This window comes from Actinomadura violacea (assembly GCF_017573465.1).
GTDB classification, from domain to species: Bacteria; Actinomycetota; Actinomycetes; order Streptosporangiales; family Streptosporangiaceae; genus Spirillospora; species Spirillospora violacea.
Genome location: NZ_JAGEPF010000006.1, coordinates 38,412 through 58,638 on the forward strand (window position 1 = coordinate 38,412; position 20,227 = coordinate 58,638).

Genomic DNA, 20,227 nt, shown 5'->3' on the forward strand with positions numbered 1-20,227 from the left:
TTCCTCTCAGCGGGCGGACGCGCCGGCGAACCGCCCGGAGCCGGTCGGGGTCGTCAGGGCGGCGCGCAGCCGGGACGCGCCGAGCCGCGGCAGCCGGCCGCAGCCCTTCAGCAACGACGCGCGGGCGGCGTCGGGCACGTAGTTGAGCTGCCCGAGCCGGTGCGACCAGCGCTGGGTGTGCTCGATGGTGGGCCGCTCGGCGTACTCCCAGTCGCGCAGCCGCTGGTCGACGGGCGCGTCCGAGCCGCTGAGGGCGTCGGCGAGGCCGAGGGCGCTCATCATCGCGCAGCCGCCGCCCTGCCCGAGGTAGGGCGGCTGCGCGTGCGCGGCGTCGCCGAGGAACGCGAGCCGGCCCATGGACCAGCGGGTCAGGGTGAGGAACTGGAAGGTGTCCCAGCGGCCGGGGACGCCGGCGCACGCGCTCAGCAGCTTCTCCAGGTGCGGGAACGAGCGGATCCACGCGGCCGTGTCGACGGGGATGCGGCTCGCGGGCCGGTCGTCCTCGTCGGCGACGAGCGCGACGTAGAGGCTGGTCTCGCTGCTCGGCGTGTAGAGGACGCGGCGCCGGCCGCTGAAGTACTCGATGTACTTGCCCTGGTCCTGGGCGGGGACGAAGTCGGGCGAGCGGGGCACCGTCAGCCGGGTCGCGCCCTGCCGGGCGGGGGCGCGGTGCGCGACGACGTCGAACTGGCGGCGGATCCGGGAGTTCACGCCGTCCGCGGCGAGCACGACGTCGGCGCGGGACGTCTCGCCGGAGCGCAGGATGAGCCGCCCGTCGGGGCTCGCCTCGGTGACCTCCGAGCCGGTGCGGATGTCCACGCCGGCCTTCTCGGCGCCGCCGATCAGCGTGTTGATCAGGTGGTCCCGCATGATGGTGAGCACCCGCGCCTGGCCGGGGCCGTTGATCGGCACCTCTTCGACGACGCGGTCGCGGTGGTCGCGGGACTCCAGGACGGGGCCGACGTGCGCGCCGCGCGCGGCCTCCTCGTACAGGCCGAGCGCTTCGAGGGTGGCGAGGCCGTTGCCCCACACGTAGATCCCGGCGCCGATCGCGCGGATGTCGGAGTCGCGCTCGTGCAGGCGGACCGTCCAGCCCCGCTGGGCCAGCGCGGTGGCGGCGGTGAGCCCGGCCAGCCCGGCTCCGATCACCTCCGCGGTCTTGCTCGGCGCCACGGTCGTTCCTCTCGGTCGCGTCGGGTGGTGCGTCGTTCCGGCTACAGGGGCCGTGCGACCATCTTGTGACCTGCACCCATACCTGGCTAATGCTTGTTCCGACGGAGGTGATAACTAGTTGGTTATAGCCCTGCCGGGGTCGGGGCGGAGGGCGGCGCCGGCGGACGCGGCGCAGACGCAGCCGATCGCGAGCCACTGCGTCCAGGCGAGGTGCTCGCCGAGCAGGACGAGGCCGGCGACGGCGCCCGCGGCGGGTTCGAGGCTGACCATGACGGCGACCGTCCGCTCCGGCAGGCGCCGCAGCGCGGCCTGGTCGAGCGACCACGGCACGGCCGCGGACAGGACGGCGAGGCCGAGCCCCGCCGCGAGGACGCCCGGGCTGAGCAGCGCGCCGCCCGCGGCCGGGGCGAGCGGCAGGACGAGCCCCGCGGCGATGACGACGCCCCAGGTCAGCGTCGATCCGGGCCGGGCGCCGGCGCGCTTGTTGAGCACCAGGTAGGCCGCCATGCAGGCGCCCGACGCCACCGCGAGGACGACCCCGGACGGCGAGACGTGCGCGCCGCCCGGGCCGTCCATCAGGAACACGCCGGTCCCGGCGAGCGCCGCCCACAGCAGGTCGGCGGGCCGCCGCGCCGTGACCAGCGCGAGCGTGAGCGGGCCGAGGAACTGGAACGCGGACGCGACGCCCACCGGCAGCCGCTGCATCGCCGGATAGATCAGGTGCATGCCCGCCATCGCCGCGCCCAGCGCGAACGCGAGCCCCGCCGACCCGCGCGGGAGCGGCGGGCGCCGCAGGACCAGCAGGACGGCCGCCGCGAACCCGAGCCGCAGGACGACCACGCCCGCGGTGCCGGCGACCGCGAACATGCCCTTGCCGCACGCCTGGCCTGCCTGGATGGTGACGACGCTGCCGAGGATCAGCAGCGGCGCGGGGACGGCGGCGGACCGTCCGGCGCGTTCGGTTCCGGTGGCCATGCGGCCAGTCTGCGATCACCGCTATGTGCGGGTCCATCGAAAGATTCCGTTTAGAACCGTGTTGAATGGCCGAATGATCGATCCCCGGTTGCGGACCCTCCGGGTGCTGCGGGAGCGCGGCACCGTCACCGCCGCCGCGCAGGCGCTGCACCTGACGCCGTCCACGGTGTCGCAGCAGCTCAGGCAGCTCGCCCGCGATCTCGGCGTCGAGCTGCTGGAGGCGGAGGGGCGCCGGGTTCGGCTCACCCCGGCCGCGCGCACCGTGCTGCGGCACGCCGACGTCCTGGACGCCCAGTGGGAGCGGGCCCGCGCCGACCTCGCCGAGCACCGGTCCGGGACGTCCGGCCAGGTGCGGTTCTGCAGCGTGTCCAGCGCCCTCGCGGCGCTCGTCGCCCCCGCCGCGGCGCTGCTGCGCGCCGAGCATCCCGGGCTCGCCGTCCACATGTCCGAGAAGGACAGCGAGGACGCCGCGCACCTGCTCCTGTCGCACCGCGCCGACATCGCCGTGGTGATCCCCAGCGAGCAGGTCCCCGGTCCCGACGACGCCCGGTTCACCCGGACCACGCTGCTCGACGAGCCGCAGGACCTGCTCGTCCCGGCCGGTCACCCGCTCGCGTCCGCCGGGACGGCGCGGCTCGCCGACGCGGCGGGGGAGTCGTGGATCGGCTGCCCCGACCGGCCCGACCAGCACCAGCTGCTCCTCGCCGCCTGCGCCGCCGCCGGGTACGTGCCGCGCATCGCGCACGAGGCGAACGAATGGTTCGCGGTGTCGTCGCTGGTCGCGAACGGATTCGGGGTCGCGCTCGTGCCCCGGCTGGCGCCGCTGCCGCCGGAGGACGAGGCGGTCCGGGTCCCGCTGCGCGGCGGCGCGGTGCCGAAGCGCCGCCTCATCGCGTTCGTCCGGCGCGGCAGCGAGCGCCAGCCGCCGATCGCCCGCGGCCTGGACGCCCTCCGCCGCGCCTCCGGTCGACGGTGACGCGGCAGGCGAACAACGACAATTACGACAAAAGTGAAATAAACCCTTTTAGTGGATCAAAAGGGTAATGTAAATCGAATACATTGATCAGCGCCAAAGCCTGTGCCACTCTTTCCCGGGTGCCCCTCCCGGCAGAGGGCCGCGGCCCCGCGCTCGCGGGGCCCGCGCGCCGCTGCCGCGCCGTCCGGTGCCGAGACTTAGGTGAAGAAGGCTGCTTTGACGAAACGCCGTGTGTCCTGCGGCGCACACCCGCAGGCGGCGGAGACCGGAGCACGCCGGTGAAGTGGCGGAGGCGTACCCAGCAGCCCCCGCATCCGCCGGCGCCGCAACCCTCACCCATGTACCCGCAGCCCACGGCTCAGCCAGAGGCCGCGTACCGCCAGGCCGCCGCGCAGCAGCAGGCCGCCGCGCAGCAGCAGGCCGCCGCGCAGCAGCAGGCCCAGCACCCGCAGGCGCAGCACCCGGCGGCCATGCAGCCGCATCCGCAGGCCGCGGCTCCGAGGGACGCCGCGTACCGGCAGCCCGCCGAGCAGATGCAGGACGGCGCGCGGTCGCAGGCCCCGCACTCGCAGGCCGGGCCTCAAGCGCAGGTCGGGCAGCCGCAGGCTCAATACCGGCAGCCCGCTGCGCAGCCGCAGGCCCAGCACCCTGCCGCCATGCAGCCGCACACCGCGGCTCAGCCGGAGGCCGTCTTCCACCAGGCCGCCGCCCAGCCGCAGACCCAGTACCCCGCGTCCATGCAGCCGCAAGCGCAGCAGCGGGCCCAGCAGGCGCCCGCGCAGCAGCAGGCCGCCGGGCAGGGGCGGCAGGCGGCGGCCGGCGCGCAGGCGGCGCCCGGGCCCGCGGGAGTGGCCGATCCGGACGTGTGGCCGGACCTGTGCGAGCGGTTCTGCCTGCAGTTCCTCGTCCTCGCGGAGAAGATGCGCCCCGCGATGGACCTGCTGGAGCGGCAGGAGGAGGACCCGGACCGGCTGGAGGCCCTCTACGAGATCGACCACGGGGTGACGCGCATGCGGCGGGCCGCTCGCGATCTGCGGGTCCTCGCGGGACGGGACGGCGAGGAGGCGTCCGGCGCCGACACCTCGCTGCTGGACGTGATCCGGATGGCGGAGTCGTCCATCGAGCAGTACCGGCACGTGACGATCCTGCGCGTCGTGGAGCTCGCGGTGCCCGCGTACGCGGCCGAGGACCTGGCGTCCCTGGTCGCGGCGCTGCTGGACAACGCGACCCGGTACTCGCCGTCGCGGGTGACCGTGAGCGCCCACCTGCTGGACAACGGCGCGGTGATGCTGCGGATCGAGGACGCGGGCATCGGCATGTCGGCCACGCAGCTGGACGGGCTGAACACGGCGCTGGCGGGGCCGGTGCCGCCGATGACGGACGAGACGTCGCGGCAGACGGGCTTCCCCGTCGTGCACCGGCTGGCCCGCCGGCACGGCATCGGCGTCCGGCTCGCCGGGCGGACGGGCGGGACGGTCGCGATGGTGACGGTCCCGCCGGCGCTGCTCTGCGAGATCCCCCCGGACGAGCCGCACACGGTCGGGGCGGGCGAGATGCCGTCCGGCATGGCGCATCTGGCGATGGCGCGGCGGGTGGAGCGCCCGTCCGGGGGCCCGGCGGAACGTTCCGAAGGGCGTCCCGCGCGGCCCGCGGCGGGCGGCGACCCCGACCTCGGCGGGCTGCCGCGCCGGGAGCGGGCCAGCCTGCGCCCGGTCGCCGCGCCCGCACCGGACGCGCCGTCCGACACCGACACCGATACGGGCACCGGCGCCGGCACGGACACGGGTGCGGACGCCGGGAGCGGCGGCGGGTCGTCGTTCGCCGCCGACCTGGACGCCTTCACCGCCGGAGCGCGCCTCGCCGATCCCGCGCCGGAGGCCGATCCCGCGCCGGGCGCCGAAGCCGCGTCGCACGACCCGGAGGAAGGACGGCAGTGAACAACGCCTCCACGGGCCCGAGCGGCCCCCAGGAGTTCGGGTGGCTGCTCCGGCAGTTCGCCTCGTCCACCCCCGGCGTGACGTTCGCGCTGATCGTGTCGTCGGACGGGCTGGCGCTCGTCGAGTCGGGCCCGATGCCGTCGGAGTTCACCGACCCGATGGCGGCGCTGACCAGCGGGATGATCAGCCTCGGCAACAACATCGCCAAGCACGTCGGGGCCGGCGGCTGCGACCAGGTGATGCTGAAGTTCGCGTCCGGGCACCTGCTGTTCATGGGCATCGGGCAGCTCGCCGGGCTGGTGGTGCTGGTCGGCGAGGGCGCGAACCTCGGCGCGGTGGCGCACGAGATGACGAAGTTCGTGCACGGCGCCGGGCACGTCCTGACCCCGCAGATGCGCGACGACCTGCGCCGCATGACCGAACAGGCGATGCCGTGAGCGGCCGCCCGGTCCGGCCCGGGCCGCGAGGAGGAGGGACATGACGGCCAATCCGTGGGTGCGGCCGTACGTGCTGACCGGCGGGCGGACCCGGGGCAGGCGGCACCTGTTCGTGCACACCGTGGTGACCGGCGCCGGGTACGACGCGGCGTTCGCCGAGCGGCTGCTGCCCGAGGCGAGGGCGCTGTACGAGCGCGCGCACGCCGCCGCCGAGTCGGTCGCCGAACTGTCCGCGCACTGCGGGGTGTCGCTCGGCGTCACCCGCGTCCTGCTCGCCGACCTGGCCGCGGGCGACCGGATCGCGATCGCCGCGGAGGGCGCCTCGCCGTACGACCCGCACGTCCTGGAGAGAGTGATCGATGGTCTACGCGAGCTCGCCTGACCGGGGGCCGGGGGCGGGCACGGGGCGTCCCGCGGCGCCGCGCACCTCGGTCAAGATCGTCGTCGCGGGCGGGTTCGGGGTCGGCAAGACCACGCTGGTCGAGGCGATCTCGGAGATCCCGGCGGTGAACACCGAGGCGTGGATGACGCAGGCCGCCCGGACCGTCGACCCGCTCGCGGACGCCGGCGGCAAGACGACCACGACCGTCGCGATGGACTTCGGCCGCGTCACCCTGGCCTCCGACCTGGTGCTGTACCTGTTCGGGACGCCGGGCCAGCCGCGGTTCTGGCCGATGTGGGACGACCTGTGCCGGGGCGCGAGCGGCGCGGTGGTCCTGGTGGACACGCGCCGGCTGGACGTGTCGTTCGCGGCCGTCAACTACTTCGAGAACGACTCCGACGTCCCGTTCATCGTGGCGGTGAACCTGTTCGACGGGCGGCGCACGCACCCGCTCGACCAGGTCGCGGAGGCGCTCCGGCTGGATCCGGGCGTCCCGGTCGTGGCGTGCGACGCCCGCGACCGCGGATCGGTGGTGCAGACGCTGACCGCGACGCTCGGCCACACCCTCGACCGGACCGCGGGCCGCGGGAGCGTCGCGGCCCGCTGACCCCGGGAGCCCCCCGCCGCCCCAAGAACGCCCTGCACAAGGAGGAAGCGTTGCGAAGGATCCTGATCGTCGGAGCGGGGCAGGCCGGCCTGCAGCTGGCCCTCAGCCTCCAGTCGGCGGGCTACGAGGTCACCGTCATGTCGGCGCGGACGCCGGAGGAGATCCGCACCGGCCGGATCATGTCGACGCAGTGCGTGTTCTGGCCGCAGCTGCAGATCGAGCGGGACCACGGGCTGAACCTGTGGGAGGACCGGACGCCGCAGATCGTCGCGCAGCGGGTGACGGTGGCGGGGCCGCCCGGCAACCGCGCGTTCCAGACCCTCGGCCGCTGGGACCGCTACGCGCAGTCGGTGGACCAGCGGGTGAAGATGTCGGGCTGGCTGGAGCTGTTCGAGGAGCGCGGCGGCAACGTCGTCTACCACAGCGTGATGACGTCCGACCTCGAAGGGCTGAGCGCGCTGTACGACCTGACGGTGATCGCCGCGGGCAAGGGCGAGCTGGTGGAGCTGTTCGACCGGGACGCGAGCCGGTCGCCATACGACCGTCCGCAGCGCAAGCTGTCGTGCATCTACCTGCACGGGATGACGCCGTGGCCGGACCACCCGGAGCCGCATGTGCGGATCACCGCGACGCCCGGGGTCGGTGAGCTGTTCTTCATGCCGGGCTACACCAGCACCGGGCACTGCGACATCATCCTGTGGGAGGCGGTGCCGGGCGGCCCGTTCGACGTCTGGGACGACCGTCCGGACCCCGCCGGGCACCTCGCCCGGACGCTGGAGATGATGCGGCAGTACGCGCCGTGGGAGTACGAGCGGGCGGTCGGCGCCGAGCCCACCGACGCGCGCTGCACGCTGTACGGGGGGTACGCGCCGGTCGTGCGGCATCCGGTGGGGCGGCTGTCGGAGTCGGCGCTCGTGCTCGGGATGGGCGACGTGGTGGTCGCCAACGACCCGGTGACGGGCCAGGGGTCCAACAACGCGACGCGCTGCGCGGAGATCTACTACCAGGAGATCCTGCGGCACGGCGACCGCCCGTTCGACGCGGACTGGATGCAGCGGACGTTCGAGGCGTACTGGGAGTACGCGAAGCACCCGACGGCGTACACGAACATGATGCTGGGGCCGCTGCCGGAGCACGTCCAGAAGGTGCTGGCGATCGCGGCGGAGAACGAGGCGGTGGCGTACCGGTTCGCCTACGGCTACGCCAATCCGGGCGACTTCTCGAACTGGCTGCTCGACCCGGTGAAGACCGAGGAGTACCTGGCCACGGTCACCGGCTGATCCCGCCGCCGGGGCGGCCCGCGCGCGGCGCCGTGCGCTGAATCACCATCCCCCGTCTTGCATGACCATGCATTGGGGTGCATACTTCTACTCATGTCCAAGGTGCTCACCTCTCTGCCTGTCGGCCAGCGCGTCGGGATCGCCTTCTCCGGCGGACTCGACACCTCGGTAGCGGTCGCGTGGATGCGCGAGAAGGGCGCCGTGCCCTGCACCTACACCGCCGACATCGGCCAGTACGACGAGCCCGACATCGCCTCGGTGCCGGGCCGCGCCACCGCCTACGGCGCGGAGGTCGCCCGGCTCGTCGACTGCCGTGAGGCGCTGGTGGAGGAGGGGCTCGCGGCGCTCGCGTGCGGAGCGTTCCACATCCGCTCGGCCGGCCGCGCCTACTTCAACACCACCCCCCTCGGCCGCGCCGTCACCGGCACCCTGCTGGTCCGCGCGATGCTCGAGGACGACGTGCAGATCTGGGGCGACGGCTCCACCTACAAGGGCAACGACATCGAGCGGTTCTACCGCTACGGCCTGCTCGCCAACCCGTCCCTGCGGATCTACAAGCCGTGGCTGGACGCCGACTTCGTCGGCGAGCTCGGCGGCCGGACCGAGATGTCGCAGTGGCTGCTCGAACGCGGCCTGCCCTACCGCGACAGCACCGAGAAGGCCTACTCCACCGACGCCAACATCTGGGGCGCGACCCACGAGGCCAAGGCCCTGGAGCACCTCGACGCGGGCATCGAGATCGTCGACCCGATCATGGGCGTCCGGTTCTGGGACCCCGAGGTCGAGATCCTCACCGAGGACGTCACGATCGGCTTCGCGCAGGGCCGCCCGGTGACGATCAACGGCAAGGAGTTCGCCACCGCCGTCGACCTGGTGCTGGAGGCCAACGCCATCGGCGGGCGGCACGGCATGGGCATGTCCGACCAGATCGAGAACCGGGTCATCGAGGCCAAGAGCCGCGGCATCTACGAGGCGCCCGGCATGGCGCTGCTGCACGCCGCCTACGAGCGGCTCGTCAACGCCATCCACAACGAGGACACCCTCGCCACCTACCACAGCGAGGGCCGCCGCCTCGGCCGGCTGATGTACGAGGGCCGCTGGCTCGACCCGCAGGCGCTGATGCTGCGCGAGTCGCTGCAGCGCTGGGTCGGCACCGCCGTCACCGGCGAGGTGACGCTGCGGCTGCGGCGCGGCGAGGACTACTCGATCCTCGGCACGTCCGGCGCGGCGTTCAGCTACCACCCGGACAAGCTGTCCATGGAGCGCACCGAGGACTCCGCGTTCGGGCCGGTCGACCGGATCGGCCAGCTCACCATGCGCAACCTCGACATCGCCGACTCGCGCGCCCGCCTGGAGCAGTACGCGGGGCTCGGCATGGTCGGCGACGCCGCGCACCCGGCGCTGATCGGCGCCGCGCAGGCCGCCTCGACCGGGCTGATCGGCGCGATGGCCGCCGGCGGCGCGCAGGCGATCGCCTCGCGCGGCGAGACCACCACCGGCGAGGAGCTCCTCGACGCCGCCGCCATGGAGTCCGGCACCGACTGACCCGCCCACGCGCACACGTTGACTTGCGGCGTGTCGTCCTTAAAAAGGCTTGCTTAAGGACGACACGCCGCAACTCAACGAGGAGGCGTCAGGACCGGGCCTTCGCGGTCTTCCGGTTGTTGGCCTTCTCGATGGCCTTCACCAGCTGCTTCTTGTTCATGGTGGAGCGGCCCGAGACGTCCAGCCGCTTGGCGACGTCGTACAGGTGCTGCTTCGAGGCGTTGGCGTCCACCCCGCCCGCGGTCTTGCGCGAGGTGTTCACACCGCCCGCGGCCTGCCGGTCGGACGGGCCCTTCGCGCCCTTCGCCTTCGGCTCCCAGTGGTCGCCGACCTTCTCGTGCGTGTGCTTGAGCGCGGAGTAGGCGACGCGGTGCGCCCGCTGCCCCTCCCCGTACTCGTCGACGGCCGAGTCGTGGGCCTTGGCGAAGGTGCGCTGCGCCTTGGCGTCCGAGCGCTGGACGGGGCCGGGAAGCTCCTCCTTCTTGACCTTGCCCCTGCTGGTTGTCATCGGCATGGTGCTGCTCCTCCGTACGCGTATCGCGTCCTTACGGACGGCGTACCCACCCAGAACGGACATCCACATCGTCCGGGCGCCGTCCGCCGGGACCCCTGCCGCACCGAAGCGGGACCCCTCCCGCGCCCGCGCGGTTAGCGTGGCCCCGAGGACGCGGCGCGGAAAGGGACAGGGGACATGACGGTGACTGCGCACAGGCCCGCGAGCAAGGTGCAGATCCTGCCCAGGGAGCTCGGGAGCCTCGCGGCGGGGCTCCCGCCGGCCGAGCCCGGCACCCTGTTCGTCATGGGCCCGAAGGGCGGGATGCGCGTCGCGCCCGACGCGGGGTTCGAGCTGGTGTTCGGCCGCTGCGAGCCGGACGTGCACGTCTGCGTCGGCGGCGCCGACGGCCACGTCAGCCGGCTGCACGGCCGCATCGCCCGGGAGAACTCGCGCTGGATGCTCTACAACTCCGGGCGGCTCGCGATCCGGCTGCGCGGCGCGCCGCTGCTGCTCGGCGGGCACCGGACGGAGCTGCCGCCCACCTACACGGCGCTGTTCATCGTCGCGCCGAAGCAGGAGCACCTGCTGGAGGTGCGGATCGCCGCCGGGCCCGGATCCGGGTACGGCCGGTACGAGGACCCGACGGTGGACCCCGGCCTGTACGGGCTGGACGAGCGGCAGAGGCTGGTGCTGACCTGCCTCGGCCAGCGCTACCTGCGCCAGGAGCCCTGGCCGCAGCCCCTCACCTGGGACCAGGTGGCCGACGAGCTGCGCGCGCTGCGCCCGCGCGAGGGCTGGAACGCCCGGCGCGCCGCCCGCCTCGTCGGGAAGCTGCGCGAGGAGCTCAACCCGGCCGTGGGCGGCGGGCTCATGGAGGAGGACGTGCCGAAGCCGCTCGGCAACACGATCAACCACAACCTCGTCACGGCGCTGCTGCTCAGCGCCACCCTGACCGTCGAGGACCTGGCGCTGCTGGACGGCCCGCCCCGCTGACCCGCCGATGCGGCCGCGGGCGGGCGCCGGGCCCGGTCACGTGCGCAGGGCGGCCGCCGCCGCGCCGGCGAGGGTCGTCCCGAGCGAGCAGAGGCGCCGCACGGGCAGGTCGCCGTTGACCTCCAGGTGCAGCAGCTCGGCGATCTTCCCGTCCGGGCCGCGGTAGGTCCGGGCGACGACCTGCACGGTGCACGTCCGGTCCGAGCCCTGCCCCTCGTCCGCCTGGACGAAGGCCGGGTGGCCGGCGAGCCGGGTGGGCCGCCCGGCGTGCGCGTCGAGCGGCTGGCCCTGGTCGAACCGCAGGGTCGCGCCGAGGCTCTGGGTGGTGCTGTCCCAACCGCACTCCCACCGGCCGAACCCGGTCTCCGGGGACGTGGCGTTGACGCCCGGGATGTCGTCGAGCGCCTGCGGGGACAGCATCTGGCAGGCGTCGCGCTGCGCGATCGACGCGGCGGGCAGCGGCGGGTTGCGGCGCGGCACCGGCCCGCGGTGCAGGATGCCGGCGGCGCTCGTGGCCGCGGTCCCGGCCATCGTGCACAGCGGCGCCTTCCCGCCGTCGGACTTGGCGGTGACCTCGATGGCGGTGGCCTGGTCCGGGGCCGGGAGCAGCACCTTGCGGGAGCACGACTCGGCGTCCTCGCCCGCGGGGACGACCCCGAACCCTCGCACGTACGTCACCGGGCCGGCCGTGCCGGGATCCGGCGCGGGGATGAGCTGCGTCTCCACGTCGATGTAGTCGTCCGGCCCGCCCCGCGTCACGAGGACGTCGCACCGGTTGAAGTTCCCGTAGTGCGCGTCGGTCTGGGGGTCGCCGAACGCGCGGAGCGCGGCGGGGTCGGTCAGCGCGCAGGGCTCCAGGGTCCGCTGGTCGCCGATGAGGGACACCGGGGCGTCATGCGAGGGCGGCGCGGGCCGGTGCCCGTGGTCTCCCCACGGCGGCCTGATGATCGCAAGCGCCACGGCCGCGGCCAGCACCACCCCGCCCACCGCGGCCGTCGGCCCGCGGTGCGCCCGGACGAAGGCCCGCGGCCCCCCGGCCCGGGAGCCGCCGGAACGCACCCCGCCCACCCCCGGGTCGGGGAGCTCGTCCTCGTCTCCCGCCGCGCCCGGGGCCGGGGCCGCCTCGGGACCGCCGAGCGTCGCGTCGCGGAAGCCGGGCGTCTCGATCCGTCCCGGGTCGGCCGCCGCGTCCAGCAGCCGCCGCACCTCCGCGGGCGCGGGACGGGCCGCCGGGTCGTGCTGGAGCATCGAGGCGAGGAGATCGCGCAGCGGGCCGGTCTCCGGGGCCGGGACCTCCCCGGTCCCGTCGGCCGGCGCCAGACCGGTGATCAGCTTGTGCAGGGTGGCGCCGAGCGAGTACACGTCCGACGCGGGCTCCGGCCGCCCGGCCTCGACCTCCGGGGCGGCGTAGCCGGGGGTGCGCCGGATGCCGCCCGGGCACGGTTCCGGCGGCAGGTCCGCCGGCCGCACCGCCGCGCCGAAGTCGGCGAGCTTCGCGGTCCCCTCCGCGGTGACGACGATGTTGCCCGGCTTGACGTCGTTGTGCACGATCCCCTCGGCGTGCAGCGCCTCCAGCGCGGCGGCGATGTCCGCGCCGATCCGGGCGGCCTGCCCTGGCCGGACAGGAGGGCGGTTCGCCAGGCTCCCGCCCGGGACGTACTCCATCACCAGCCAGTGCGCGACCCGCAGGAACCTGCGCTGCGCCACCCGGTCGTGCAGCACGACGACGTGCGGATGGTTGAACGACGCCTGCGCGAGCGACTCGGCATGGACGAGGGCGGACGCCGCGGCGCCGCGCCGGTCCGCCGGCACCCCCTTGAGCACGACCCTTCGGTGCTTGAGGCGGGTGTCCTCGGCGAGCCAGACCTCGCCCATCCCGCCGTGCGCCGGCCCGCCGATCAGCAGGTAGCGCCCGGCGATCTTCTCTCCCTCGTGCACCCGTGCCGTCCTTCCGCGCCCGGCGACCGACGTCGCGCGGACGAACCTACTGCTGTGACCTGACGGTCACACACCGTTTCCCGGACGCCCGGACGGCGCTGCACCGAACCTCTTCGCATACCGCGACGTAACGGCGCGAATACGCGCCCGTGGCCACATGCGGCCCCCTCGCACGGGTCTCGACCCGCCGGGGCGCGCGTGCCAGGATGGGCGCGAGTCCGGAGACGCCGTCAGGGCGCTTCGAGATGAGCGAGGAGAACCGTCGTCATGACGCGTATTTCGCATGCCCGCACGCAGGACCGGCCGTCCCTCTACGGGGGCGAGTTCTCCCGGCGGGTCACCGTCCGGGACATCGCCGCCGCCAAGGCGGACGGCGAGAGATGGCCGATGCTCACCGCCTACGACGCGATGACCGCGTCCGTCTTCGACCAGGCCGGCATCCCGGTGATCCTGGTCGGCGACACGATGGGCGCCTGCCACCTCGGCTACGACTCGACCGTCCCCGTCACCCTGGAGGAGATCCTCGTCCTGTCGGCCGCAGTGGTCCGCGGCACGTCCCGGGCCCTGATCGTCGGGGACCTGCCGTTCGGCACCTACCAGGCGGGCCCGGAGCAGGCGCTGCGCAGCGCGACCCGGCTGGTCAAGGAGGCCGGGGTCGGCGCGGTGAAGCTGGAGGGCGGCGAGCGCAGCGCCCGCCAGATCGCGATGATGGTGTCCGCCGGGATCCCGGTCATGGGCCACCTCGGGCTGACCCCGCAGTCGGTGAACGCGTTCGGCGGCAACCTGGTGCAGGGCCGCGGCGAGACGGCGGCGCGGCGGCTGCTGCAGGACGCCCGCGCCGTGCAGGACGCGGGCGCGTTCGCGGTCGTCCTCGAAGCCGTCCCGGAGCGGCTGGCCACCGAGATCACCGCCGCCCTCGACGTCCCGACCGTCGGCATCGGCGCGGGCCCGGACTGCGACGCGCAGGTCCTGGTCTGGACGGACGCGATGGGCCTCACCCCGGGGCGCCTCCCGCGCTTCGTCAAGAAGTACTCGGCCCTCCGCGACACCCTCGACGAGGCCGCCCGCACCTTCGCCGACGAGGTCGTGACCGGCGCCTTCCCGGCCGCCGAACACGCCTACCGGTAGACGCCGGCGAGCCGCGGGCCCTTGGGCGGCGGGGGCGTCGTCCAGGCCGACCTGTGCGAGCCCGCGGAGGTGCTGGACGATCCCGCGGTGCGCGGGCTGATCGGCTCCGGGCGGCCCGTGTGCGTGCTGTTCGTCGCCGTCCTGCACTTCGTCCCGGACGAGCGGGACCCGGCGGGGATCGTCCGGCGGTACGCCGAGGCGCTGCCGGCCGGGAGCCACGTGATCGTGTCGCATGCGGCGGCGGAGGAGCGGCGCAACCAGGGCGTCGGCGCGGCGTACCGGGCGCGGTCGGCGGACGCGTCGCTGATCGCGCGGACCCGCGAGGAGGTCGCCGGGCTGCTGGACGGCCTGACGCTCCTGGAGCCGGGCGTCGTCCCGCTGCACGGGTGGCGGCCGGACGGCGGCGAGTACGTCACCGGCGCCGGCTGGACGGCCGTCGCCCGCAAGGACCGCTGGCGGCTAGCGCGCCGACTCCAGGCGCGGCAGCTGGCCGCTAGGGCCGGAGACGAACGGCGCCATGCTCATCGTGTCGGCGCCCTGGCCGCCGATCCGGCCGGGGCCGATGCTCACGTCCCCGGTGGGGCCGGACGACACCTGCTGCAGGCTCGCCGACAGGTCCGCCTCCACGCCGCCGGGGAGCTTGAGGCGGACCAGGAGCGGCAGCACGAACCCCAGGGCCACCAGGCCGACCAGCACCGGAGTGAGCGTGGCGAGCACCGTCGAGCTGATCCGGTGCGACTGGAAGAACCCGATCCACAGGGCGGCCAGCAGCGCCGTCGCGATCGACATGAGGATCACGCTGCCCGCGGCGCCGCCGCGGGCGGTCCGCGCGCTCTCCTCGGCGAGCAGCAGCAGCCGCCGCCCCTCCACGTGCCCCGCGTCGCGGCGGACGCATTCCTTGAGGTAGCGGACGGCGCGGTGCCGGTAGAACGGGCGGGCCCGCACCTCCGCGCCCGCCGCGGCGGTCTTGTACGTGGCGACGCCCGCCACGAAGTAGGCGTCCGCGTCCCCCGCCGCCCGCTCGATGGCCTCCTGCGCCGTGGTCACCGCCTCCCGGTACAGCTCGGGACGCTGCGTCGCGTCGCCCCGCTCGATCAGCAGCCGGGCCAGCGCGAGCAGCAGCTTCGGACGCGACGGGCCGTTCCCCGCGCGGTCCACCGCGTCCCGCAGCACGCGCTCGGCGGCGAGCAGGTCCCCGGGGACCCGGGCGAGCCCGATCGCCAGCCCGATCGCGGCGGGGCCGCTCGCCGGGCTGAGCGTCAGCGCCTGCCGGAAGTGCCGGACGGCCCGCCGGGCCCGCACGTCGGCCTCCGCCTCGTCCGCCTCGCACTGCAGGCACAGGTTGCCGTACTCGATGTGCGCCTGCGCGTCGTAGCCGTCGCGCTGCAGGGCTTTGCCGAGCATCTCCTCGGCGTCCTCGAAACGGCCCAGGCGCACGTACAGCGAGCCGAGGTCGACGTAGCCGCCGTCGTACGGGTCGAGGTCGATCGTCCGCTTCAGGTGGTGCTCGGCGGCCGCGTACTCCTCGCGCCGGAAGTACAGCACGCCCAGGCAGGTGTGGGCCATCAGGTTCCCCGGGCGCCTGCGCAGAAGGTCCAGGCAGAGCCGCTCGGCCTCGTCCCAGCGGTCCCGGTCGCCTTGGCCGACGAGCGTCCAGGCCAGGCCGACCTGCCAGTCGCCGGGGCCCTCGTCCGCCTCGCCGGCGGCGCGGAAGTGCCGCTCCGCCGCGGCGTGGTCGTCGTCGGTGAACGCGGTCCAGCCCAGGCCGGCGCACGCCTCGGCGCGGCGGCCCGGACTCGTCGCCTCGTCGCGCAGGCCCTCGAACACCCGTCGCGCCTCCGCGCCGCGGCCCTGGTCGCGGTGGATCCAGCCGAGCTCCATGCGCAGCCAGGTGTGGTGCGGGTAGCGCTCGACGGCGGCCGAGACGAGCCGCTCGGCTTCGGAGAAGCGCCGCAGCGATCGCAGCGTGGACGACTTGGCGATGACGGCGACGTTGAAGAGGGGGAGCAGCTCCAGCGCGCGGTCGAAGTCCTCCAGGGCCTCGACGTACTCGTTCCGGTCGTCGAAGACCCTGCCTCGTGCGAGGGCCAGGACCGCCATCCCCGGCATGCGCGCCAGGGCCTCGTTCGCGGCCGCCTCCGCCTCGTTCGGCTTCTGCTGGAGCCGCAGGATCCTGATCCGCGTCTCGTGAGCCCGGGCATAGAACGGGCCCAAGTCGATGGCCTGCTCCGCGGCCGTGAGCGCCTCGCCGTACCGCCCCAGGTCCTCGTAGACGTCCGCCAGCTCCACCCATGTCTGGGCGTAGTTCGGACGGACCGCGGTCTCCGCCCGGAGCAGGGACACCGCCTCTTCATGGCGGTTCAGCCTGCACAGCGCGGCCGCGCGCCCGTAGCAGGCGTCGCGGGTGGGCTCCATCGCCGACGCCTGCCCGAATTCGGCGAGCGCGTCACCGTACTTGCCCTGGTCGTAGAGCAACCAGCCCAGTTGCCAGTGGAGCCGCCCGTTCCCCGGGTGCAGAGGCATCGCGTCCCGGAGCATCCTTGCCGCCTCGTCCTGCCGGTCGAGGTCGTCGAGGACGTCGGTGTGCTGAACCAGGAAAGCCACGGACCGGGGGAAGGACGCCAGCAGGCGTTGCGATTCGAAGAGTGCGTCCTCGTATCTTCCGAGCCACTGGTAGAGGCCGAGCAACGCCTGAAGGACGCCGGGGTCTTCGGGGAAGCGGCGCAGAGCGTCCCGCAGCACGCCTTCGGCCTCCACATGGCGGCCCCGGTCCGAATGGACCTGCGCGAGTTCGAGGCGGTGCCGCACGATGTCGGGCCGCCGTTCCACCGCGTCGAGCGCGAGCGCCTCGGCCTCTTCGAACCGCCTCGCCGACCGGAGCGTGGAGATGCGCAGGTCGGTGATGTCCGTGACGTCACCGTGGTCCGCCCTGGTCAGCTCCTCGTAGGCCGCGTCGTGGCGGCACTGGGCCGTCAGGACGCCGGCGAGCGCCTGCGTCAGCTGCACACTGTCGGGTCTCTTGCGCAGCGCGTCACGCAGGAACGACTCCGCCTCACGGAACCGGCTGAGCCAGAGCAGCGCATTGCCCACGTCGACCTGGTAGTACGGGTCGACGGGGCTCAGCTCGACCGCCTTGCGGAACGCCTGCAGCGCCTGCTCGTCCATGTCCCTCGACGCGTGGACGTGGCCGAGCTCGCGTCGCAGCAGAGGATCGTCCGGGAACCGGGAGATCGCCTGTCCGGCGGCCTCCTCGGCCTCGTCGAGCCGTTCCGACCGCCGCAGGCAATCGATGATCAGCGCGTGCGCCCAGGCCTCGGTGGGATCGAGTTCGAGCGCGCGCTGGAAATCCGCCAGAGCCTCCGGATACCGCTCCTGGTCCTCGTGCAGTCTTCCCCGTTCGAGGAAGTTGCCCGCCGAGGGGACCCGCTCGAGTGCGGTTCGCGCCGCCTCCTCCGCCTCCTCGTAGCGGCGCAGGTAGCGCAACTCGGTCACCCGCCGGCGCAGCGCGAAGTCATCGAGGGGGTCCGCCTCCAGAGCCTTCTCGAACTGCTCCAGCGCCCCGGCGTACCGCTCCTGCTCGTCCAGGAGCAGCCCCCATTCATTGCGGAGCCGGGATGAGAAGGGCACAAGCGCGACGGCTCCGGCGATGGCGGCCTCCGCCTCCGGGAAGCGGCGCAGGTCCCGCAGGGCGGTGGCGCGGCCGTCCAGAGCCCCTGGGTGCCGAGGGTGGAGGGCCAGCGCGCGCTCCGCCATGGCGAGCGCCGTCTCGTCCTGCTGAAGCGTGCGGTAGTGCCAGGTGAGGGCCACGAGGAGAGGGGCGGATCGGGGATGCGCCGCGATGGCCCGTTCGACGGTCTCCTCGGCGTCGTCGTAGCGGCGGAGCTTGCGGAGGACGTCGATGCGCTGTCCCAGCGCGTCGAGGCGGTTCGGCTGAAGCCGCAGTGCCGCGTCGGCATCGTCCAGCGCGTCCGCAAGACGATCTTCGTCCTCGGCGAGATAGCTGCGGTGGACGAGCACGCCCGGCGACCGCGGCAGCAGCCGGACGGCCTCCTCCGCGGCGGACCGTGCCTCCTCATACCGGCCGGCGTGGCGCAGCACCCTGATCCGGTCGCACAGCATCACCCTGTTGTCGGGGTAGGTGCCCAGGACCTTCTCGTAGCGGTCGAGCGCGGCGTCGAAGCGGTGCTGCTTCCGGTAGATGTCGGCGACGCTCTCGTTGATCCTGGGCGACTCGGGATGGCGGGCCAGGGCGATCTCCGAGACGCGCTCCGCCTCGGCGTACCGCCCGAGCCCGGCGAGGATCTCGATCTTCCATTCCAGCGCGTTCTCGTCGTCCGGATGCCGGTCCAGGACGTGTTCGAGCCGCGCCAGCGCCTCGTCGGGGTACTCCATGGCGTTCAGCAGCCGGGCCAGCGCCACATTGATCGTCGGGCTGTCCGGGAAGCGCGCCAGGCCGTCGTCGGCGATGCCGCGCGCCTCGTCGAAGCGGCACAGGTGCTTCAGCGCGGCCACCTGCCAGCCGATCGCGTCCTGCGAGCCGGGGGCGAGGGCCGCCGCCTCGGCGAACCGGGCCAGCGCGGCGGCGGGGTCGTCCCGGTCGAACTCCAGCCGCCCCCAGGCGAGTTCGACCGCCGGCCCGTCCGCGCCCGCCGCCGCGGCGGCGGCCAGTTCGGCTTCCGCCGCGTCGAACTCCTGCCGCCGGCGCAGCCGGTCGGCGTTGGCCAGATGCACCTGTCCGTCGGCCACTGCCAGTCCGTCGGTCACTGCCACGCACCCGCCCTCGCCTCGCAAACCCCGGCAGTCCGGATGGTAGACAAGAAGCGCCGACTTGTTCGGCCTCGGAACACACTTCGCAGGAGATCCATGAGCCGCCAACCCGCCGCCGAGCCGTTGCCGCCGCCGGGGGCGGGCGAGACCGCGCCGGAGCCCGCGCCGGACGGCGGGCCGCCCATGTCGCGGGCCGCCGTGGTGAAACTGCTGGTCCTGGGCGCGGTGCTGCTCGGCGTTGGCGTGCTGGTGGCGGTCGCCGGCGGCGCGGTCTGGGGCGACGTCAGCGCGTGGGTCGACTCGCTCGGCTGGTGGGGGCCGCTGGTCTTCGCGCTCTGCTACGCCCTCGCGGTGACCGCGCTGGTGCCCGGCTCGGTGCTGAACGCCTCCGCCGGGGCGCTGTTCGGCGTCGCCGTCGGCGTCGGCTCGGTGCTCGTCGGGGCCACCGCGGGCGCCGCGATCTCGTTCGCGCTGGCCAGGGCGCTCGGACGGCCCGCCGTGGCCCGCTACGCCGGGTCCGGGCGGCTCGCCCGCCTGGACGCCTACCTGTCGCGCCGCGCGTTCGAGTCGGTGCTGGTCCTGCGGATGGTCGGGCTGTTCCCGTTCGGGGTGGTCAACTACGGGGCGGGCGTCGCCGGGGTCCGGTTCGGGCCCTACATCGCGGGCACGTTCGCCGGGATCATCCCCGGCACCCTGGTCTACACCGGGCTCGGCAAGGCGCTGCGCGAGCCCGGTTCCCCCATGGTGTGGATCGCGCCCGTCGGGCTGGTCCTGCTCAGCGGGTTCAGCTGGTGGCTGTCGCGGTTCGTCAGGGCCCGCGGCGAGCGCGCCGAGGCGGCCGCCGTGCCCGCGCCGGCCGCCGCCGACGACTAGCCGTACCGATCACGGAGGTTGACCTTCACACCGGTGTGAGGCTCTAGCGTCGCGGTCGTCGAAGGGAGACGAGATGCCGGGAGCAGTGGTCATCGGGGCGGGGCCGGGGATCGGCGCGGCCGTCGCGCGGCGGTTCGCCCGCGAGGGGATGCCGATCGCCCTCATCGGACGGAACGCCGGGAAGCTCGCCGAGATCGAGGACGCCACGGCGCCCGTCGTCCGGCTCGCCGCCGACGCCGCCGACGAGACGGCGCTGCGCGGCGCCCTCGACGCGGCGGCGGCCGAGTTCGGCGTCCCCGACGCCGTGGTCTACAACGCGGCGCTCGTCCGGCCCGACCGGGTCGGCGAGCTGTCCGCGCGCGAGCAGCTGGACGCCTGGGCGGTCAATGTCGGCGGGGCGCTGACGGCCGCCGCGCACGTCGCCCCGGGCATGGCGCGGCGCGGGAGCGGCACGTTCCTGGTCACCGGCGGCATGCCTGAGCCCAAGCGCGAGTACGTCAGCCTCTCGCTGGGCAAGGCCGGGGTGCGGACGCTGGTCGCCCTGATCGACCAGGAGTACGGGCCGTCCGGCGTCCACGCGGCGAGCGTGACCGTGGACGGCCCCGTCGCGCCGGGGACCTTCTTCGATCCCGACCGCATCGCCGAGCATTACTGGCGCCTGCATGTCCAGCCGAGCGGCGAGTGGCAGCAGGAGATCGTCCATACTCCCGCGTAGGCGTA

General features: G+C 74.1%; 17 protein-coding genes and 1 pseudogene. 12 read left to right on the plus strand and 6 right to left on the minus strand.

The genetic code is table 11. The annotated features are described in order from the left end of the window. Positions 1–6: 6 nt before the first annotated feature. Positions 7–1,173, minus strand: a complete 1,167-nt coding sequence (locus J4709_RS09915; protein ID WP_307801119.1) for an FAD-dependent oxidoreductase — start codon at positions 1,171–1,173, stop codon at positions 7–9. A 114-nt stretch (positions 1,174–1,287) separates the two neighbouring features. Then, a complete protein-coding gene (locus J4709_RS09920; RefSeq protein ID WP_208239410.1) occupies positions 1,288–2,148 on the minus strand; it encodes an EamA family transporter in 861 nt (286 codons plus the stop codon). A 73-nt stretch (positions 2,149–2,221) separates the two neighbouring features. Between J4709_RS09920 and J4709_RS09925 the strand changes: the two genes are divergently transcribed. Then, positions 2,222–3,124 carry a LysR family transcriptional regulator gene (locus tag J4709_RS09925; protein WP_208239412.1) on the plus strand — a complete coding sequence of 301 codons (903 nt, stop codon included), beginning with the start codon at positions 2,222–2,224 and terminating at the stop codon, positions 3,122–3,124. Positions 3,125–3,456: 332 nt separating this feature from the next. On the opposite strand, the gene J4709_RS09930 is transcribed toward J4709_RS09925, so the two are convergent. Continuing rightward, on the minus strand, positions 3,457–3,792 hold the full coding sequence (locus tag J4709_RS09930) for a hypothetical protein (RefSeq protein WP_208239413.1): 336 nt from the start codon (positions 3,790–3,792) through the stop codon (positions 3,457–3,459). On the opposite strand from J4709_RS09930, the gene J4709_RS09935 reads away from it, so the two are divergent. The 6 genes from J4709_RS09935 to argG all read left to right on the plus strand — a co-directional run bounded on the left by J4709_RS09935 (position 3,781) and on the right by argG (position 9,312). After that, entirely contained in the window at positions 3,781–5,061 is a 1,281-nt protein-coding gene (locus J4709_RS09935) for a sensor histidine kinase (RefSeq protein ID WP_208239415.1), read from the plus strand. The genes J4709_RS09930 and J4709_RS09935 overlap by 12 nt on opposite strands. Beyond that, entirely contained in the window at positions 5,058–5,498 is a 441-nt protein-coding gene (locus J4709_RS09940) for a roadblock/LC7 domain-containing protein (protein ID WP_208239417.1), read from the plus strand. Before J4709_RS09935 ends, J4709_RS09940 begins: the two co-directional genes overlap by 4 nt. Positions 5,499–5,538: 40 nt before the next feature. Continuing rightward, on the plus strand, positions 5,539–5,880 hold the full coding sequence (locus J4709_RS09945; RefSeq protein WP_173098218.1) for a DUF742 domain-containing protein: 342 nt from the start codon (positions 5,539–5,541) through the stop codon (positions 5,878–5,880). Next, on the plus strand, positions 5,858–6,487 hold the full coding sequence (locus tag J4709_RS09950; RefSeq protein WP_208239419.1) for a GTP-binding protein: 630 nt from the start codon (positions 5,858–5,860) through the stop codon (positions 6,485–6,487). The genes J4709_RS09945 and J4709_RS09950 overlap by 23 nt, the downstream gene beginning before the upstream one ends. A 50-nt stretch (positions 6,488–6,537) precedes the next feature. After that, positions 6,538–7,767, plus strand: coding sequence for a styrene monooxygenase/indole monooxygenase family protein (locus tag J4709_RS09955; RefSeq protein ID WP_208239421.1), 1,230 nt, complete (start codon positions 6,538–6,540; stop codon positions 7,765–7,767). A 93-nt stretch (positions 7,768–7,860) separates the two neighbouring features. Further along, positions 7,861–9,312, plus strand: a complete 1,452-nt coding sequence (gene argG / locus J4709_RS09960; RefSeq protein WP_208239423.1) for an argininosuccinate synthase — start codon at positions 7,861–7,863, stop codon at positions 9,310–9,312. Between the two features lie 88 nt (positions 9,313–9,400). Here the strand turns inward: argG and J4709_RS09965 are convergent, their stop codons facing one another. Further along, positions 9,401–9,826 (minus strand): ChaB family protein, encoded by a 426-nt coding sequence (locus J4709_RS09965; RefSeq protein WP_173098222.1) that lies wholly within the window; start codon positions 9,824–9,826, stop codon positions 9,401–9,403. A 177-nt stretch (positions 9,827–10,003) separates the two neighbouring features. On the opposite strand from J4709_RS09965, the gene J4709_RS09970 reads away from it, so the two are divergent. After that, positions 10,004–10,801, plus strand: coding sequence for an FHA domain-containing protein (locus J4709_RS09970; protein ID WP_208239425.1), 798 nt, complete (start codon positions 10,004–10,006; stop codon positions 10,799–10,801). Positions 10,802–10,837: 36 nt separating this feature from the next. Here J4709_RS09970 and J4709_RS09975 read toward each other — a convergent pair whose 3' ends face one another. Next, positions 10,838–12,739, minus strand: coding sequence for a serine/threonine-protein kinase (locus J4709_RS09975; protein ID WP_208239427.1), 1,902 nt, complete (start codon positions 12,737–12,739; stop codon positions 10,838–10,840). Between the two features lie 267 nt (positions 12,740–13,006). Here J4709_RS09975 and panB point away from each other — a divergent pair, with 267 nt between their 5' ends. Both panB and J4709_RS56100 read left to right on the plus strand, forming a co-directional pair. Further along, entirely contained in the window at positions 13,007–13,867 is an 861-nt protein-coding gene (gene panB, locus J4709_RS09980) for a 3-methyl-2-oxobutanoate hydroxymethyltransferase (RefSeq protein WP_208239429.1), read from the plus strand. 69 nt (positions 13,868–13,936) lie between these two features. Next, positions 13,937–14,218: pseudogene (locus tag J4709_RS56100) on the plus strand (SAM-dependent methyltransferase); the annotation flags it as partial. A 108-nt stretch (positions 14,219–14,326) separates the two neighbouring features. On the opposite strand, the gene J4709_RS09990 reads toward J4709_RS56100, so the two are convergent. Next, a complete protein-coding gene (locus J4709_RS09990; protein ID WP_208239431.1) occupies positions 14,327–18,613 on the minus strand; it encodes a tetratricopeptide repeat protein in 4,287 nt (1,428 codons plus the stop codon). A gap of 117 nt (positions 18,614–18,730) precedes the next feature. On the opposite strand from J4709_RS09990, the gene J4709_RS09995 reads away from it, so the two are divergent. Both J4709_RS09995 and J4709_RS10000 read left to right on the plus strand, forming a co-directional pair. Further along, on the plus strand, positions 18,731–19,507 hold the full coding sequence (locus J4709_RS09995) for a TVP38/TMEM64 family protein (protein WP_208239433.1): 777 nt from the start codon (positions 18,731–18,733) through the stop codon (positions 19,505–19,507). A 73-nt stretch (positions 19,508–19,580) separates the two neighbouring features. Then, positions 19,581–20,222 (plus strand): SDR family NAD(P)-dependent oxidoreductase, encoded by a 642-nt coding sequence (locus J4709_RS10000; protein ID WP_208239435.1) that lies wholly within the window; start codon positions 19,581–19,583, stop codon positions 20,220–20,222. Positions 20,223–20,227 lie beyond the last annotated feature (5 nt).